Below are 17270 nucleotides of genomic sequence, written 5' to 3' on the forward strand. Positions count from 1 at the left end.
GGCCAACCCACACGGGCCGAAGCGGCTCTTCAACCATTCTCTGCCGGCGGTCGGGCAAGCCGCCGGCTTCTTATAGCGAAGCAAGCGACATGAACCGACGCAAACGACTCCGCCGCCGACTGCTCGCGCGGCGCCAGCCCCAGCGGCGTGGCGTCCTGCTGCTGGTCGTACTGAGCATGCTGGTGCTGTTCCTGTTGATTGGGACGACGTTCCTGCTCACGAGCGGCCAGTACCGCACCGCGTCGAAGATCGTCGAGAAGGCGCACCGCACGACCTTCCAGCCGGCCGACCTGCTGGAGCGCGCGCTGATGCAGCTGGTGCGCGACACCAACAACGCCAGCTCGGTGATCCGTTATCACAGCTTGATGCGCGACCTGTACGGCGTGGATGGGTTTGTGGCGAGGGCGACGGCTGGCGTAAGGATCCCGTCTTCTACGAGTAATCCGGCTATCGTCTCCGCTCCGCAATTGGTTGGCCCACACTACGCGGGCGTTTCAACGACAACTGCCGCCGCGACACCAAGGGGGGCAACTAACGGCCAGCTAGTTGAGTTATATGTAGTCGACGCCGACCGGGAATCGGTTCTCAACCCGGACGATGCGAACGTGGTCGGGTTGGATTTTGATCAGGCGGGTCTGCCGGTCAACCATTCACTGTCGAGGACCGACGGCTACTACGAGGGGTGCCTCCTAACGATCATGACGGGGCCTTGTCGGGGGAGCACGGTTCGAATCGTCGATTACGACTACATCGGAGACGCGGGTCTTCAGTTATCGACGGACCCCACCAATAACGGTTCGTACCAGGGGCCCGTAGGCCGGTTCCGAATCGTCGCGCCATCACGCGCGGACGGACGCCCCCTCACCGTCAATGGTGGCGTCATTACGGAACTTGTGGACGGCGCCTTGGGGCACCGGTTCATCGTCAATGGCCGGCCGTTCAACGGGACCGGTGTGGGTTACAACCCTTTGGCGTTGTCGAGTTCACAAGCCCAGTCGCCGATGGCACGACTCTCGGCGCTGGAGTTGGTTGGTGTTGATGGCGACAATGGTTACGGGATGGAACGTGCATTGATCCCAAACTCGGTGCATAACATTAGTTTCAGTGTCTCCTTGAATCCTTCGGCGGGTGTTGATCCTTGGAACCGTCTCTACGACAGATCAGAGTTCTTGGCGCTAGCACAGAGTTTTGTTTGGGCCGACAATCCTGCCTACAACTCGGCAACGTCACCCCTCTATAAGACGTTCGCCGGTCCCGGCGACACGGACGAGTCCTATGACGCGCCCGATACCCAAAACATGGCATTGGCGTCGCAGTCGCTGGAGCCACGTCTGCGCGGCCGTGTCGTCAACGCGTCCGGTGTGTCGCTTGATCCCGATGCCTACTACCCCGCCGGCGCTGGGACGGCTCCCGCGTATCTCGATCTAGAAGGCGTGACGATCCCGTCATTCCACCGCCCGTCGCTCGCGAACTTCTGGTTCCATCGGCTCTGGCGATCGACTTGGTTGCAGGGGGTCGTTGGCGACGCACACGAACGCGCCCGGGCGATCCTTGAGCCGTACGACTCCAACGGCGCCCCTCTGCATGGGCTCAACGCCGCGCAGGCTTTCCAGATTGCCACCATCAAACGGAAGTTCCTACTGCGTCCCCTGCGGGACGACCACCCATCATTCGACGGCAGCAACGCGCTGTCGCGCTACGGCACAGCCGCCTTACGCGCCGTTATGGGTAACAACACGACTGCAGGCACTGGCGCGCTCGTTAATACGAAGGGAACCGCTGGCGATATTTCCGACGACGAGATCACCTTCCCCTTCTGGGAAGCGGTCGGCCCGTGGGACGTCGACAACGACGGCGACGGCGTCAACGACAGCGTCTGGGTCGATATCGGTCTGCCGGTGCAGCAGACCGAAGATGGCCGCTGGTACAAGCCGCTGGTGGCGATGCTTGTCGAGGACATGGACGGCCGCCTGAACCTCAACGCCCACGGCGGCGAGGCCGACTTGGCGGCGCCGTTGCCGAATCTCAACAACGGTTCCTCCTACGCCAACGACTACTCCAACACGGGCGCTTCCAGTGCGTTGAACGGCAATCTAGCGATGGATTCGCAACGGCTTCAGACGACGCTCTCCGACCGCTTTGATTTCAGCTGGCTCCGTTCGTCCGACCAGCTGCCACAAGGAACCGGCTGGGGTGTCGCCGAGACGTCGTTACGCTCGCTGTTGTCACCGACGTTGCCGATTATTGACGCCCTCAACGGACCCACCTACACCGGCAATCCGCAGTACGACGACTACGCCCGGCTGCTCTACGGCCGTCCCGATCCGCAAGCCGCCAATCGAAACGTCGCCGCGCCGCTGCGGGCGTCGGTCGGTTTCGGGCGTTACGGGTCGGTCGGCGCGGGCGCCGTCCTCGGGACGGTCCCGCTCACCAAGCCGGGCGCCACCTACGTGACCGACCCGACCAAGGTTTCGGCGGGGGCTTCCTACTCCGCGGTTCGCGACCCACGGACGCCGCTCGAGTTTCTAGGCTACCCGGCCTACACCGGCGCCGTTACTGGTGAAGCGCGGAGCGGCTTCAGTTCGGCGCCCGACATGCGGGGCCGTTTCGCGACGGGCCTCTCGGGCGCCGGCGCTCCGGTCGCCGAGGCGACCGCCGAGGCCAATTCGATTGGCGTCCACTGGCGCGACCTTCCGGGCAATGCACCGGACGATTCGCCGTACGAGCTCGACCTGTCGGTCTCGGCGCGGAACCTAGCGCCGGCGAGCCTCGACGCGATCCGCCGTAGCTACGACCCCGACAACAGCGGGCTAGTGGAGCCACTAACGGCGCCGCTGGTGGACGACGCGCCGTTCTCGCCGGCCGAGCTCGAGCGGATCCTCCGCGCGTTCGACGCCGACGCCGACAAGCTGGCCGACCGGCTCTGGAACGCGGTCGACGCCTTCGACCCCGCGAAGCTCGCCGCCCAGAACAACTTGCTTAGCAACGGTGACAACCCCACCTACACACCCACTTCACTCGAGCAAGTTGTCGCCGGCGCCCAGGCCGCCGTGACGCGCCGGCAAGTGACGACCGAGAGCTGGGACCTGCCCGCTCCCAACGAGAACCTCTACGACCGCCTGCTCCTCGGCGCCGACGGCAAACCGGGCGTGCCCGAGTTCCAGAGCGTCGGCGACTGGGTCGCCGATAGTTCGAGCCCGCGGTACGGGATCGCCGACGATGACGGCGATGGTCTCCTCGACGAAGGAGACGAAGCGATCATCGGTTACGACGCAACGAATCAGTCCCATACCTTCGCTGATGGGTCGGTCGCGACCTACCGAGACCTCTTCAACGCCGGTTGCGACGACTACGTGGTCGTCATGCGACAGGACCCGCCGATCCCGGCGCGATTGACTGATTATCTGAAGTACCGCGTTGTGCTGGAGCTGATCCGTAAGGGATCGATCACCTACGGCGAGGTCACCACGAATCGTCCGCGGGTGGATCGACTTTGCGAGCAGATCCTGTTCGGCAAGAGCGTCGCCACCACCGATCCCCTCCGCAACACCGAGCCTTACAGCTTCGGCGGCCTGCTGGCGCCCGAGGTCCTCGCCGGCCGGCGGATGGACCTCAATCGCCCCTTCGGCGACGGCCGCGACAACAACGGCAACGGCGTCGTCGACGAGCCGCAGGAAGCGGGCGAGCCGTTTGTCGACCTCAATGCAGACGGCGTCCACAATGCCGGCGAGCCCTTCCTGAACCTCGACGGCAGCTTTGCTCCCGTGAGCGCCACACGGCAGATCGATGACGCCAACAGTAACGGTCGTCGAGACTTCGATGATCTTAATTCGAATGGCGTCCGAGATCCGTACGAGCCGTACACGGAGGGGTGGATCGACGAAGACACCTACAACGGCCCCTCGGATTACCTCTGGGTCGACGCCGATGGCGACGGGATCGAAGACGCGGGGGAACGGAAGCGGTTCCACTACCTGACGACCGCCGACGCCAGCGGCCGCGGCGCCTTTATCGACAACGATGGCGACGGCGTGTACGACGCCGGCGAGGCGATCGTCCGGGGCGACGACCAATTGGCCCGCCAACTCTATGCGCGGCATCTCTACTGCTTGGCGTTGTCGCTCTTGGACGAGAACTATCTCGCGCCGTACGACCCGAGCGATCCCCAGATGCTGCACTACATCGACCCCCGCAGCGGCACTTGGTTGAATGGGACGCCGTCGGCCGACTCCAGCGAGGCGTACTGGATCGCCTACGAGATTTCGGGCGGCGACCCCGAGGCGTTGGCGACGCAACCGGGCGGGCTCCTCGTGCTCAACCGCGCGCGGCAGATCGCCCTGCGCAAGCTGACCTGCCGGCGTATCGCCCAGTGGGCGGTTAACGTCGTCGACTTCCGCGACGCCGACTCGATCCAGACGGCGTTCGAGTACGACGAGAACCCGTGGAACGGCTGGAACGTGGTGGGCAGCTCCGGAGAGGTCTTCCCGCTCGACGGCGACCTGACCACCGACGAGAACGTCGGCCAGACCCGCACCGTGACGGTAAATGGCTTCTCGACGCCGACCGCGCCCCGCCGCATTACGACGCGGGACGAGTGGACACGCGGCGTGGTTTGGGGCGCCGAGCGTCCCGAGGTGCTGCTGACCGAGGGCGTCGCGTGGCACGACCGTCGTTTGCAGGCTGACGGCGCAAGCGGCGCGCTCGTCGATGATGGCGGCGCGATTGCCCCCGATAAAGACGATGATCTCGATCAACTTCGCAAGCCGAAGAGTTTCGCCTATCTCGAGGCGTTGAACCCATGGATCGGCGACGACCAGCGACCCGCCGAGTTATATTCCCAAGTCGATCGCGACGGCTCGCGGCGCGAGGAGCGGGGCGTCCGTTTCGATCGACTCAGCGACGCGGCCTACACCACCCCGCTACGGGGCGTGACACGCCGCTCGCCGGTTTGGCGGATTATCTGTGTCGAGGAGCAACCACTCGTCCGCAACGCCACGGTCGGCAAGGAACCGGGTTCCAATATAGCGGGACTCGCTCAGGACGACCCGGAGCGGACCAAGAGCGTCGGCGCCGATCCCAACGGATTGTCGTACTTGACCATCCCGTTACGTGGCGGCCCCTGGGTCTATGCAACCGACGGGGTGGGGATCACGTCGGCCGGCGGCACGTCGGTTCCGCAACTGGCGAAGAGCTATCTCGATTTCCATGAGCGGCAGAAGATTGAGACGCGCTACGCGCTAGCGACGACACCCGACCTGGCGGTCGGCGCCAACTTGCTCGACGCCGATGGTGTCACGGTCCCAGCAGGGGTCGTCGAACGCCCTCCCACGGTCCCCGACCCGTCGTTCCCCTCATTCGACCGATTCGCCCAGCCTATCGACTCACGCCAGTTCAATCTGAGCATCTCCAGCGTCGTCGAGCCGACTGGTCCGAGCAGCCCGAAATCAACGATCACCCGCGCCGAGGCGTACAAGCCGCGGACGTTCATTGAGCGGGTCTTCTATCCGGCCGCCGCCAACTTTGCGGTGACAGATGACCCGCAAGGTGGAAACACTAAGCGGAACCTGCCGACGGCCGACCTGATCATCCCCGACGACTTCGACGTAGGCGTTGACCCGGCGACGGGTCCGGGGCTGCATATCCCGCGGCTTTTTTATGAGTTAAATGTCCCCTTAACTGGAGCCGTCACAGGCCGGCTCCGCGCGGAGGGGCGCCAGGTCGGGGTCGATCCGCTGTCGAGGCCAGGCGCCCTACGGGTCTATATCAGCAAGTTCGGAGCGGTTTACGACCGGTTCAATCAGCGACAGAACAACCCGCCCCGGCCCTACGAACTGCTACAAACCTTCAACGAATTCGGTGACCCCGAGACTGGCTTTGCGCCGCTCCTCCCAGGACGCCGAGCCGTCTTCGGCACGACTGGGGCGATGTACAACATCGATCCGACGCTCTCAAACCCTACCATCAACGGCCCCGACGCAGCAAATCTCACCAATCGCTACACGAGCTTGCTCTCGCAGCCCGAAGTCGCTGGAGCGCAGAAGAAGACGACCCCACCCAGCGAAGCCGGGTATCGGCGGGTCGAGATGATCCCGAGCAGCAATCCGAACAAGCATCAGTTCGCGCTGCGGATGAATGGCCTGAACGAGTCGCTCTCGGTCCGACGCGGTTCGACATCGTTCAATGTGACGGGAGGCGAAGCGACCGGGCAGGTCGATGCGACGCTGGCGGCGGCTCCTCCTGTGATCGCGATCCCGATCGATCATTTCTCGATCTCCGAGCCGATCGACGAGTACCTCGTCCGGCAGATCGAGCTCGACCCCAATCTCACGCATTATCCGCAGCCGAGCTACTTGCAGCACACGGGTCAGGCCCCTCCCACGGAAGAGTACTTCGCCAACTCGGGTGGGAGCGCTAATTACCATTTCGACGAACCGTTCGATGTTTTGCCGGAACTGATTGAGAACCAGACGACGCCAAACTATCGTTCGATGCATCTGGAGCGTCTGGCCAATCCGCTGTTGCCGTGGAACCCGCCGCCGGTCGGCCCGAACGGCGACCCGATTGCCCAGCACGACCCCAGCCTGCAGGTGAACCCCTACCTGCCGGTCGACGCGCGGTCGCTCGACCTGACGGCTTTCAACAGCACGTCGATCAAAGAGAACGCCGTCTTATCTCCTACCGGAACGCAACGCCCTGACCCGGACAACGAGTATGTCAACCAGTCCGGCACATTCGGTCCAGAGCAGCGACATCGCCGCCAGCGGAGCATGAGCGGCGCGCTGACCGGAGCCCTGGAGCCTGGCAGAGAGACGGTGATCGGGTTCGCTACGAACGAGCGGGGCCGTCCGTACGGACCCTTCCCGCTGCTTTGGATGACCGAGCCGTCACGGCTCTTGTGGCGACAAGCCGGTGGATCGACCTTCACGGAGATCGCCCACCGTCTGGCGGCAGTCGCGTCGCACAATGGCTACTTGGCTCGTACCCAGGACCAAATAGCGACGATTGGTCGCGACGGTCTCGACTACGACCAGGCGGCGATCAACAAGCCTTATGCCGCGCTGCAGCTTATTAACGTGGCGTGGCGGACCTCGCTCGGGTTCAGTGACTGGATGTTCGGCGAGTTCTACACCGGCCAAGGACTGCGTTGGCACACCGACGGCGCCTCCGAGGGGGCGATCGAAACGATCGACCTCGACGGCGACGGCGCCGCCGGCGACTTGGCGGGCCGCCCCGAGGTGAACTTCGACCCGACTATCGACACCAGCGAGACGATGGCGCCGAACGGCGTACCGGTCGCTGTAAATAACGCCGAGGCCGGCTTGCGTAGTGCTGGGAACTCTCGCCAGTTGTGGGAACGGTTCGTCGCTTCGCAGGGGGTCGATAACTCGACGACCCCCGAGTTGGCGTGGCCGAACCGGCCGCTAGCCAGCGCCGGCGAGCTGCTGCAGGTCCCCGTTTGGGGCGGGTCGCGGATGCTGACGTACTTCTCGGTCTTCAACTGGCAGTACACACAGCATCCCCATTTCAGCCGCCGTACGCAGGTGAACCCCTACGACGGGGAGACGTTCGTCATGCACGACGGCGTCGACTTCGTTCCGAACGAGTTCAGCGTTCCGGACGATTTCAGTGCGAATACCACGACCACGTTCGATGGCGACTTCGCTAATGATCGTGATACCAACGGCAACCTGACGGTTGCTGACGGCGACAACTTGCCGGAGGCCGACTCGACCAACGAGGTCCGCTTCCGCGACGCCTTGGGCCACTTCGGCCACCTGATGAACTTCTTCCAGACGGCCCGCTTCCCCGCGATCGTTGCGGCGATTAGCCGGCAGGACGCCAACGGCGAGACCGAAGAGTACGTTGTCCCCCGTGGGGCGTCGCACTTCTATCGGCTGCTCGATTACGTGCACGTGCCGTCGCGGTTCACGGCGACCGACAAGCTGCTCAACGCCGATGTGTTTGGCGACGCGGCGATCGGCGTCGACGACCCGCGGCAAGAATTGGCGGCGCCGTTCAACCGGATCGACAACTACCGCGAGCCGGGCCGGGTGAACCTCAACACGATCGTCGGCCGCCGCGACGCGAACGAGCCGAAGACCCGCCAGACACCGCTTGCCGCTGGCGGGACCGCGGTGGTGCCGCGGCTGCCTGACTACTGGTCCGAGGTCTATGACGGCTTGATGCACCGAGTGAAGGATGACTCCTTCCTGGACTTTGCCTCCAACTCGTTGGTTCAGCAGGGCCATCTCGGGCCCGCGTGGCGGGACGTGGCTCTGAGCCGCCGGGGATACGTCCAGGCGGGATTTAATCCGTCGCTCGATCCTTATTCGGTCTCAACCCTTGCGGCGGCGCAGCAGAACCAAGTCGACTACTCGCCGATGCGGATGAATCCCGACTTCCCGACGTTGTTCGCCAACCCGTTCCGGGCGCCGGGCGAAGGGGCCAATGTGCCGCTAGCGAACATGGTGCAGACGGGCGTCGATGCGACGATGCTGCGGGCCCACCCGCTATCGCCCGGCGCCGACGGGGCCTGGGGTCGCCGTGGGCAGGACGATTCGGTGGTCGATAAGAGCGGCGACGCGGCTCCAAACAGCGTCGTCGACGCCGACATGAACGGGAACCGAGACGACGCGGCGGAAGCCGGGACGCTCCCGATGCAGATTGGCGACTCACCGGCGATGGGAGTCCTGGAGCGACTCAGCGGCGATACGGTTCTGGCCCGGTTCGCGGCGGACCCGACCGGCGTTGGAACGACCCGACGTGGGAAATTGCCCGACACTTTCCTCGACGATGCATTCAGGCCTACTAGTCTCGATACCAATCCGCGTGAGCTTGCCCCACAGAGCTCGGTGAGGAATACGGAGATCAGCAAGCGCACCACCCCGGTCGCGTTGTTCTCGGGCGCGTCGCTCGAGCCGTCGCTCGACACCGAGCGGAACGCCACGCTCCGTTACCAGCCGATCCAGCGGATGGCGAGCCTCGCCACGACGCGGTCGAACGTCTACGCCGCCTGGATCACCGTCGGGTTCTTCGAAGTGAAGCAGGCGAAGGACGACTCGCGCATTTGGAATCGGTATATGACCGACACGAACTCGGATGGTGTCGGCGACGCCTTCATTTCGCCCGCGTTGCAGGACCTGTTCTTCCGCGTCTACCCGGACGGTTGGACGCTCGGCGAAGAGCTCGGCCGTAAGACGGGCGAGGACGTGCGGCATCGTGGGTTCTACCTCATCGACCGGTCGCGGCCGGCGGCCTTCAAGCCGGGTGAGGACGCCAACGTGTCCGAGACGATCCTCCTGCGGAGACGCATCCAGTGACGCGGCCAAAGGCAAGCGGCGGACGCTTCGAAGGCCCCGTCGGACTGATGGTGGCGGTCATTGCGATCGTCGTCGCCGCGGCGCTGGTGGAACGGCTCACCCGCCCCCGGGGCGGCGAACGGATCACGCCGCTGCCGATGCCCGAACTGCTGGTCGAGGGTTGGCTGAACACGGGCGACGGCCCGAGCCCGACGCGCGAGTCGCTCCGTGGCAGCTATGTGGTGCTCGACTTGTGGGCGACCGACTGCGTGCCCTGCCTGCGGTCGCTGCCCCATCTGGCGCAGCTGTCCCGCGAGTGGGGCCCCCGCGGCGTGGAAGTCGTCGGGCTGGCCTCCGAACCGGCGTCACGTCGCGAGGCGGTCCAAGCGGCGATCGATCGGGTGCCGGGGATGGACTGGCCCGTCGCTTACGGGGCCGGGATGGTCTTCGGGCAGCTGGGGGTCGAGATGATCCCCACCTACGTGCTGTTCGATACGGAGGGCGTCGGCGTCTGGCGGGGCCACTCGCTGGGGGACCTCGAGGCCGAGCTAGCGTCGCGGCTCTGAGAAGGGCCGCGAATTCGGGTGGGCGGTTGGATTGAAAGGGCGAAATCGCTCGTGGTTCGCTCCGGGCGCTCACGCTTCCGGCTCACCGCGATTCGTTTGGCGAGCCGGAAGCGTGAGCGCCCGGAGTCGAAGCGGGTACACGCCCGCCCGCCGCCACCGCGAACCTCCGCCGCTAGGCCGGGGTCCCCCCAGGGCCGTATGGTAGGCGATCCCTCGCCTCCGCCCGCCGCCCTCTCGCTCTCCCCACCCCGCCGTGGCTAGTTCTCTGATCCAATCGCCCGGCACGCTGCGTCCGCTGATGCGGTTGTCGCTGCCGGTGCTCGCGGAGCAGGTGCTGCACTTGCTGGTGGGCCTGTCGGACCTGGCGCTCACCGGCCGGCTGCTGGAGGGGACCGAGTACGTCGCCGGCATGACGCTGGTGATCTATCTGCTGTGGCTGGTGGGGACGCTGTTCGCGTTCATCGCCACCGGCGCGACGCCGCTGACGGCGCGGTTCACCGGCGCGGGGCAGCCCGAGATGGCGAACCGGGTGATGAACCAGTCGATCACGGTCGGACTGGCGTGGACGGTGGTCTTGATGCTCGTCGGGCTGCCGATCGCGGCGCCGGCGGTGGCGATGATGGGGCTCGAAGGCCCCTCGGCCGAGGCGGCCGCGCGCTACCTGACGATCGAGCTGTGCGTCTTGCCGGCGATCATGTTCGAACGGGTCGGCATCGCCTGCCTGCGCGGCGCCGGGGACACGATGAGCGGCCTGTGGGTGATGGCGCTGGTGAACGTCGTCAACATCGGCGTCAGCTACACGCTGGTGACCGGCGCCGGCGGGGCGTTCACGCCGCTTGGTTGGGACGGCGTCGCGCTCGGCACGGCGGCGGGGCACCTCGTAGGCGCGGCCCTGCTGGTGGCGATGCTCGCCGGCGGCCGGGCCGGCTACCGGATGCGACCGAGCCTGATGAAGCCCGACCCCGCGATGATCCGTCGCCTGCTGCGGATCGGCATCCCCGGCGGCGCCGAGGCGGTGCTGCTGGTCGTCTGCAACCTCGCCTATCTGCGGATCGTGCTGAAGCTCGGCGACGTCGCCGCCGCGGCGCACGGCGTCGCCATCCAGGTCGAGTCGCTCGCCTTCTTGCCGGGCGGCGCGTTCCAGATTGCCGCTTCGACGACCACCGGTCAGTACCTCGGCGCCGGCGATCCGGCCCGCGCCACCCGCAGCGCCTGGGCGGCGACCGCGGTCGCCTCGGCTTTCATGGTTGCGGCGGGGGTCGTCTTTTGGTTCACGGCCGAGGACCTGATCGGCCTGTTCGTCTTCGAGAAGCCCGACGTGGTGTCGCTGGCCGCGCAGCTGCTGCGGCTGATCTCGCTGGCGATGCTGCCGCTGGCGGTGTCGATGGTGCTCGCCGGGGCGTTGCGCGGCGCCGGCGATACGCGGTGGCCGCTGTTGTTCACGATCATCGGCTTCGGCTTGGTGCGTGTGCCGCTGGCGATGTACCTGTCGCAAGAGACGGTGACGCTGCCGCTGATCGGGGCGACGTTCGCCGGCGCCGGCTGGGGCGCGGTGGGCGCCTGGTGCGGGGCGGTCACCGACCTCTGCGTACGGGCGACGCTGATGACGGGCCGCTTCGTGAATGGGGGTTGGAAGACGGTTGAGGTGTGACCTTACTGCGGGATGGACTTGTAATAACTTCCCTATTCAACTCCCCCAGTGACGTCATGCGCATCAAGCTCGTCCAGATTGGCAACTCGCAGGGGATCCGCCTACCGAAGGCGGTGATTGAACTCGCGGGGCTTCCCACCGAGTTGGATCTTGAGGTGACGCCAGGCGGGGTGATAATCCGACCCGCGAAAACAACGCGCGCCGGTTGGGCCGAGGCCGCCGCGGCGTGTCATGAGGCGAACGATGGCCCGCTTGATGACTGGGATGCCGCCGCAGACTTTGATGGCGAATGGCGATGAAGCGTCTTGAAGTCTGGCTGGTGAATCTCGACCCGACCGTCGAGAGCGAGGTCCGCAAGACGCGGCCCGCGGTGATCGTTTCACCGGATGAGTTGAACGCCGATTTGCGGACCGTGATCGTCGTGCCGCTGACGACCGGCCGCAGCTACCCCTTCCGGATCGCGACACGGGTCGGCGGAAAGCCGCGAGTCGCTGCGATCGACCAGCTTCGAGCTATCGACAAACCGCGGCTGGTCAGAAAGACGGGCCGTATCGAGGGCTCGACGCCGACCAAAATCTTGGCGGCGATAGCCGAGATGTTCGCGGCATGAACCGAGCGGTGGCGTCGATCCATAGCGGCGGGCCTGGGGAAAGGTGTTTCCAAGCCGCTCTGCGCCGTCACGCTCAATCTTCCGCCTTCTTCGTCACACGGAACACCTCGTCGAGCGTGGTGATGCCCATGCAGACCTTGCGGATCCCGTCGTCGTAGAGCGTTGTCATGCCGAGGCGGCGGGCTTCTTTGCCGATCTCTTGGGTCGAGGCGCCTTGGAAGGTCAGTTCGCGGACGCGGCTGTTCATCGTCATCAGCTCGAACACGCCGAGGCGGCCCCGGTAGCCGCTGCCGCCACAGTTGTTGCAGCCGCGGCCCCGCATGAAGGTGGCGGTGGCGGCCATCTCGGGGGTGATGCCGGCGGCGTCGAGCTCCGCCTGCGTGTAGTCGTAGGGCCCTTTGCACTTGGGGCAGTTCACCCGCACTAGTCGCTGGGCGAGGATGCCGATGACCGAGCCGGCGACCAGGTAGGCGGGCACGCCCATGTCGATCATCCGCGTCACAGCGCCCGGCGCGTCGTTGGTGTGCAGCGTGCTGAACACGAGGTGACCGGTGAGCGACGCCTGGATGCCCATCGACGCCGTCTCGTAGTCACGCATCTCGCCGACGAGGATCACGTTGGGCGCCTGGCGGAGCATCGCCCGGATGATCAACGCGAAGTCGAGGCCGATCGAGTGCTTCACCTCGACCTGGTTGATGCCCGGCAGGTAGTACTCGACCGGGTCCTCGGCGGTGATGATCTTGCGGTCGGGGCGGTTCAGTTCGTTGAGCGACGCGTAGAGCGTGGTCGTCTTGCCCGACCCCGTGGGGCCCGTCACCAGGAAGATGCCGTTGGGGCGGCGGATAAGCTGGTTGAAGACCTTGAAGTCGCGCTCCGACAGGCCGAGCTGCCGGACGCCGACCTTGATGTTGTCTTTGTCGAGGAGCCGCATCACGCAGCTCTGGCCGTGGTTGGTCGGCAGCATGCTCACGCGCAGGTCGAGCTCCTTGCCTCCGGCCGTGATCTTGATGCGGCCGTCTTGGCAGCGGCGCCGCTCGCTGATGTCCATCTTGGCGAGGATCTTGATGCGCGAGAGCAACGCCCCCAGCAGACGCCGCGGCGGGCTGTCGCGTTCGATCAGCACGCCGTCGATCCGATAGCGGATGCGGATGCGGTCCTCGAACGGCTCGACGTGGATGTCCGACGCGCGGAGCTGCACCGCCTCGCCGATCATCAGCTGCACGAGCTTGACGACCGGCGCCGAGGCCTCGTCGACCTCGTTGTCGTCGTCGTCCGAGTCGTTCTCGGTCTCGGTGAAGTCGATTGCCGTGTCGGTGAACTCTTGCAGCATCGAGTCGGCCGACTCGTCGCCCATCTGGCCGTAGTTGCGGTTGATCGCCTCGAGGATGTGCTCTTTGGTGGCGAGCGCGATATCGATCTTGCGATTGAGGATGAACTGCAGCTTCTCGATCGTCTCGAAGTCATCGGGGTCGCTGACGCAGACCACCAGCGAGTCTTCCTTCTCTTCGATCGGGATGACCGCGTTCTCTCGGGCGACCGACTCGGGGACGAGCTCGACCACAGCCGGCGGGATCGGCACGTCTTGCAGGTTGATGAAGTCGAGACCGTTGAGGTCCGCCATCGCCTGGGTGACCTGCTCGGCGGTGGCGTAGCCGAGCTCGACGAGCGAGTCCTCCGGCTTCTTGCCGCCCTTCTTGGCGATGCCGGCGGCCTCGGTCCATTGGTCGGCGCCGATGACGCGCTTGTCGATAAGGAACTTGCCGAGCTTCGTCATAGGAGGGCGCAGAAGGAGCGTGGCGAAATCTGAGACTTAGCCGAGGGCGGAAGCCCACGGCCGCATTGGTACACAATCCACCTTGCCCGTTGGCTGCCGCCAACGGCTGGGCGTCGTAACCCCTTGCTAGTTACAGACTAATGGCGGCCCGCGGGGGTGTCAAACTGCGGGGCCTAGTGAGGGTCCGCAGGGCTCGCGGTCGACAGATCCGGTGTCGCCGGGGGCTCGGTGGGCCCGCCGTGGACGCCTTGGGGCGGTAGCGGGGCGCCCGGCGCCTCGGGCGGGGCGATCAGGTCGTAGTTGGGCTGGGGCATCCCCGGTTCGATTTCGGGCTGATCACCACCCCGATCGGGGCGTCGCCGCCGCCGATCGCCTTCCCGTTCTGCCTCCTGCGGAACGCGGTTACGCTGTTCACCGGTGGACCGCCGGCGTTCCTGCAACTCCCGCTCTTGGCGGCGAATCCGCTGCTGGGCTTCGCCGAGCTCCTTCTGGAGCCGCTCGGCCCGCTCGTTCGCCTCGCCGATGGCCCGGCGGACCCGCTCAACCATGTGGGCGCGCTCGGCGGTTTGCGTGCGGTCGTCCTTCGCGCCATCGGCCGATTCGGGCCGCGACTTCTCTGCCTGGGCGGGTTCCTTTTCCTTGGTTTCCGCCACTTTCCGAGCCGAATCACGCAGCTTCCCGGCGGCCTGACGGAGCGCGTCGGCCTCGTCGTACCGTTCGCTCATTTCGAGCTCATGGGCCATCTGGTCGAGCTGGAACGCCGACTCCCGCAGCATCACCTGCGGCGGACGGTTGGGCTGAGGTCGCCCGTAAGTTGGCGTGGTCGAACCTGACCAGCCGGACCCGCCGGCGGGTTGGACGAAGCGCTGATGGCCGGGAGAAAGTGACCAAGGATTTGCCGACGGCGCCGTCGGCCAGCTCGTCGGCGAGTTCGCTCGATTGGAGGGTTCGTAGGGCTGGTCGTTGGCCCACGCCTGCGGCTGGGGCGTTTGATACTGGTTCTGGCTGGGAGGCGCTGACCAGTAGTCGTTGGCCAATTTCTGTTGACGCTGCTGTTGACCGTCCACACTCCGCAACGCTTCAGCAAACTCGTTTGGATTGGTGCTGAGGGGCGTACCCACCTGCTCGCGCAAGTCGGTGATCTCTTGAACCATCCGCTCGGGTGGCGGGTCGCTGAACGCCGGAACGCCCGTCGTCAGGACCACAAGCATCGTGAGGACGCGCTGCATGACCGTTGCTCCGCCTTATTTGGGTTGCTATTCAGCTTGTCGTCCAACTTCGCGCTGCCCGAGGCTAGCGCCTGCGGCTCAAAAATCGATCGACCGGGCGGGCGTTTCGTTGACGACGGGGGCGACCGGCGCCTCCGGCTCGACCGTCGCCGCGTCCTTCTTATCCCCCTTCTTCTCGCCGTCAGCAATCTCGGCCGCCGCCTTGCTGGCCGGGCCCGAGACGCCTTGCTTCTGCAGCTCGCGCCACGGTTCGTGCGACTGGTAGCACCGCAGTTCGGCCTCGAGTTGGCCGTCGTAGCCGCCGAGCGTGTCGAGCTCGGTCGCCTTGGCGATCGCCTCTTCCGAGCGCTTGACCGCTTCGTCGAAGTCGCCCTTCTCGGCCAGCGACGCCGCGAGCGTGCTGAGGATGTGCGGCGCGCCGTACTCGGTCACCTCCGCCGCCTTGGTCGCCAACTCGACCGCCTTCTCGCCGTCGCGGACGTTGTCGTAGGGGCTCGTCGCCAGGGTCCAGGCGTAGTTGTTGAGCACGCCGGGGTCCATCGGGCTCTGCTCCAACGCGATCTCGAAGTCCTCGATCGCCTTCTCGTGCTCGCCCGCGTAGAGGTACATGTCGCCCCGCAGACGGCGGGCCAGCTCGTTCCCCTCGTCGAGTTCGAGCACCTTGGTGAGGACCTCGATCGCCTCGGGCGCCATCTGCTTGTCGGCGTAGAACGCCGCTAACTGCATCTGCAACTCGGGCCGGTTGGGGTCGATCGCCACCAGCTTCTCGAGCCACGCGACCGCCTCGTCGGTGCGATCGAGCTTGTCGAGCGTCTGCGCCTTCATCAGGTGCGCCCGCACCAGGCCGGGCTGCTGCTTGAGGATCGAATCGACGTCGGCCAGGGCGCGTTCGAACTCGTCGTTGGCGGTCAGCAGTTGCGCGCGGATCAGCAGCGAGGCGAGATTGTTCGGTTGCAGCTCCAGCGCCTTGTCGAGCTGGGCGATCGCCTCGTCGAGCTTGCCGAGCTGGCTGAAGACCTCGCCGCGGTACTGGTAGGGGCTCAGCAAATCAGGGGCGAGTTCCGACGCCCGGTCGAAACTCTCCAGCGCCTCTTCCTGCTTGTCCTGCATCAGCAGGGCGAGCGCCTTGAGCTCGTGGACCTTCGGGTTGTCGGGCGCCATCTCGATCGCCTTGTCGATGTCGGCGATGCACTCGTCGGCGCGGCCGTCGGCGCGGTGGGCTTGGGCGCGGAGCAGCAGGTACTCCGCTTTCGAGGGGTCGATCTCGACCGCCTTGTTGAAGTCTTCGAGCCGGTCGGCGGCGTTCTTCTGGGCGGCGCCGCGGAGGGCGTAAGCCTGCGCGATCGTCGTGGCGTCGGGCGCCTCGGCGTCGGGGTCTTCCTGTGCCGCCTCGGCGAGGCGGATCACCTGCGACAGCGCGCGGCGGGCTTCGCTCGAGCTCCCCATCGGCAGCGACTGCAGCCGGCCGATCAACAGCCACGCCGTCGCCTGCGACTCGTCGAGCGAGACGATCCGCTGCAGGTCGGTGAGGGCGTACTGCCGGACCGTCAGCCAACGCGGGTCACGCCGCGGGTCGGTGATCGGCTGGCCGAGCACGACTTGCGAATAGCTGGCGGCGCGTTGCAACAGTGTGGCGACGAGCAGCTCCTCGGCGAATTCGGAGTTCTCCGAGTCGAGCCCCTCCTCGCGCGCCTCATCGAGCAGATCGACGACTTCGTTGAGGTCCTTCAGCTCCTGGGCGTCGAGCTTCAGCTCGATGGCCCGGTTGAGGGCGTCGACGCCGGGGTTGTCGGGGTCTTCGGGGCTGGCGGGCGGCGCCGGCTTGTCGGCCGCGTCAGGTTTTTCCTCCGTGTCTTCCTTTCCCTCCGTCTCTTTCTTGTCGGTCTTCTCGCTGGGGGCCGACTCTTCGTCCTCGGCGGTGTCTTCCGAGGCCTCCACGGACGCGTCGTCGGCTTGCTCATCCGGCGCCGCGGCGGCGGTCTCGGCCGGGGCGACCGCGGCCTCCTGGGCCCATGCCGGCTGGACGCCCCCCAGCAGGAGCGACAGGGTGATTGCTAGCGTCAGTTTCGTCAGCAGGTGGGTCGACATCGCGGGAGCGTCCTGGGAGGCGTTCGTGGCAGCAGCCGCATTATTACGGGCCG

Annotated in this window: 8 protein-coding genes; 5 read left to right on the top strand and 3 right to left on the bottom strand. The window is 65.9% G+C overall.

The features are described from left to right. Positions 1 to 89 precede the first annotated feature (89 nt). The 5 genes from Pla108_RS04410 (at position 90) to Pla108_RS04430 (ending at position 12126) form a co-directional block, all read left to right on the top strand. Entirely contained in the window at positions 90 to 9320 is a 9231-nt protein-coding gene (locus Pla108_RS04410) for a hypothetical protein (protein WP_146443392.1), read from the top strand. Further along, the gene (locus tag Pla108_RS04415; protein ID WP_146443394.1) at positions 9317 to 9865 is read left to right on the top strand and encodes a TlpA disulfide reductase family protein; all 549 of its coding nucleotides are present in this window, start codon (positions 9317 to 9319) and stop codon (positions 9863 to 9865) included. Before Pla108_RS04410 ends, Pla108_RS04415 begins: the two co-directional genes overlap by 4 nt. 253 nt (positions 9866 to 10118) lie before the next feature. Further along, on the top strand, positions 10119 to 11516 hold the full coding sequence (locus Pla108_RS04420; protein WP_146443396.1) for an MATE family efflux transporter: 1398 nt from the start codon (positions 10119 to 10121) through the stop codon (positions 11514 to 11516). 56 nt (positions 11517 to 11572) lie between these two features. Beyond that, positions 11573 to 11815, top strand: a complete 243-nt coding sequence (locus Pla108_RS04425) for an AbrB/MazE/SpoVT family DNA-binding domain-containing protein (RefSeq protein WP_146443399.1) — start codon at positions 11573 to 11575, stop codon at positions 11813 to 11815. Then, the gene (locus Pla108_RS04430; RefSeq protein ID WP_197526234.1) at positions 11812 to 12126 is read left to right on the top strand and encodes a type II toxin-antitoxin system PemK/MazF family toxin; all 315 of its coding nucleotides are present in this window, start codon (positions 11812 to 11814) and stop codon (positions 12124 to 12126) included. Before Pla108_RS04425 ends, Pla108_RS04430 begins: the two co-directional genes overlap by 4 nt. Before the next feature lie 73 nt (positions 12127 to 12199). On the opposite strand, the gene Pla108_RS04435 is transcribed toward Pla108_RS04430, so the two are convergent. The 3 genes from Pla108_RS04435 to Pla108_RS04445 form a co-directional block, all read right to left on the bottom strand. Then, on the bottom strand, positions 12200 to 13900 hold the full coding sequence (locus Pla108_RS04435) for a GspE/PulE family protein (RefSeq protein ID WP_146443403.1): 1701 nt from the start codon (positions 13898 to 13900) through the stop codon (positions 12200 to 12202). A 173-nt stretch (positions 13901 to 14073) separates the two neighbouring features. Next, positions 14074 to 15129 (bottom strand): hypothetical protein, encoded by a 1056-nt coding sequence (locus Pla108_RS04440; RefSeq protein ID WP_146443404.1) that lies wholly within the window; start codon positions 15127 to 15129, stop codon positions 14074 to 14076. A 78-nt stretch (positions 15130 to 15207) separates the two neighbouring features. Next, the gene (locus tag Pla108_RS04445) at positions 15208 to 17217 is read right to left on the bottom strand and encodes a tetratricopeptide repeat protein (RefSeq protein ID WP_146443405.1); all 2010 of its coding nucleotides are present in this window, start codon (positions 17215 to 17217) and stop codon (positions 15208 to 15210) included. Positions 17218 to 17270: the final 53 nt, after the last annotated feature.

Source organism: Botrimarina colliarenosi, from assembly GCF_007859955.1.
Taxonomy (GTDB): Bacteria; Planctomycetota; Planctomycetia; order Pirellulales; family Lacipirellulaceae; genus Botrimarina; species Botrimarina colliarenosi.

Excerpts from the sequence above, each read along its gene's own strand:
- Pla108_RS04410 (WP_146443392.1), top strand. The coding sequence starts at position 90 with ATGAACCGACGCAAACGACTCCGCCGCCGACTGCTCGCGCGGCGCCAG.
- Pla108_RS04425 (WP_146443399.1), top strand. The coding sequence starts at position 11,573 with ATGCGCATCAAGCTCGTCCAGATTGGCAACTCGCAGGGGATCCGCCTA.
- Pla108_RS04430 (WP_197526234.1), top strand. The coding sequence starts at position 11,812 with ATGAAGCGTCTTGAAGTCTGGCTGGTGAATCTCGACCCGACCGTCGAG.
- Pla108_RS04435 (WP_146443403.1), bottom strand. The coding sequence starts at position 13,900 with ATGACGAAGCTCGGCAAGTTCCTTATCGACAAGCGCGTCATCGGCGCC.
- Pla108_RS04440 (WP_146443404.1), bottom strand. The coding sequence starts at position 15,129 with ATGCAGCGCGTCCTCACGATGCTTGTGGTCCTGACGACGGGCGTTCCG.
- Pla108_RS04445 (WP_146443405.1), bottom strand. The coding sequence starts at position 17,217 with ATGTCGACCCACCTGCTGACGAAACTGACGCTAGCAATCACCCTGTCG.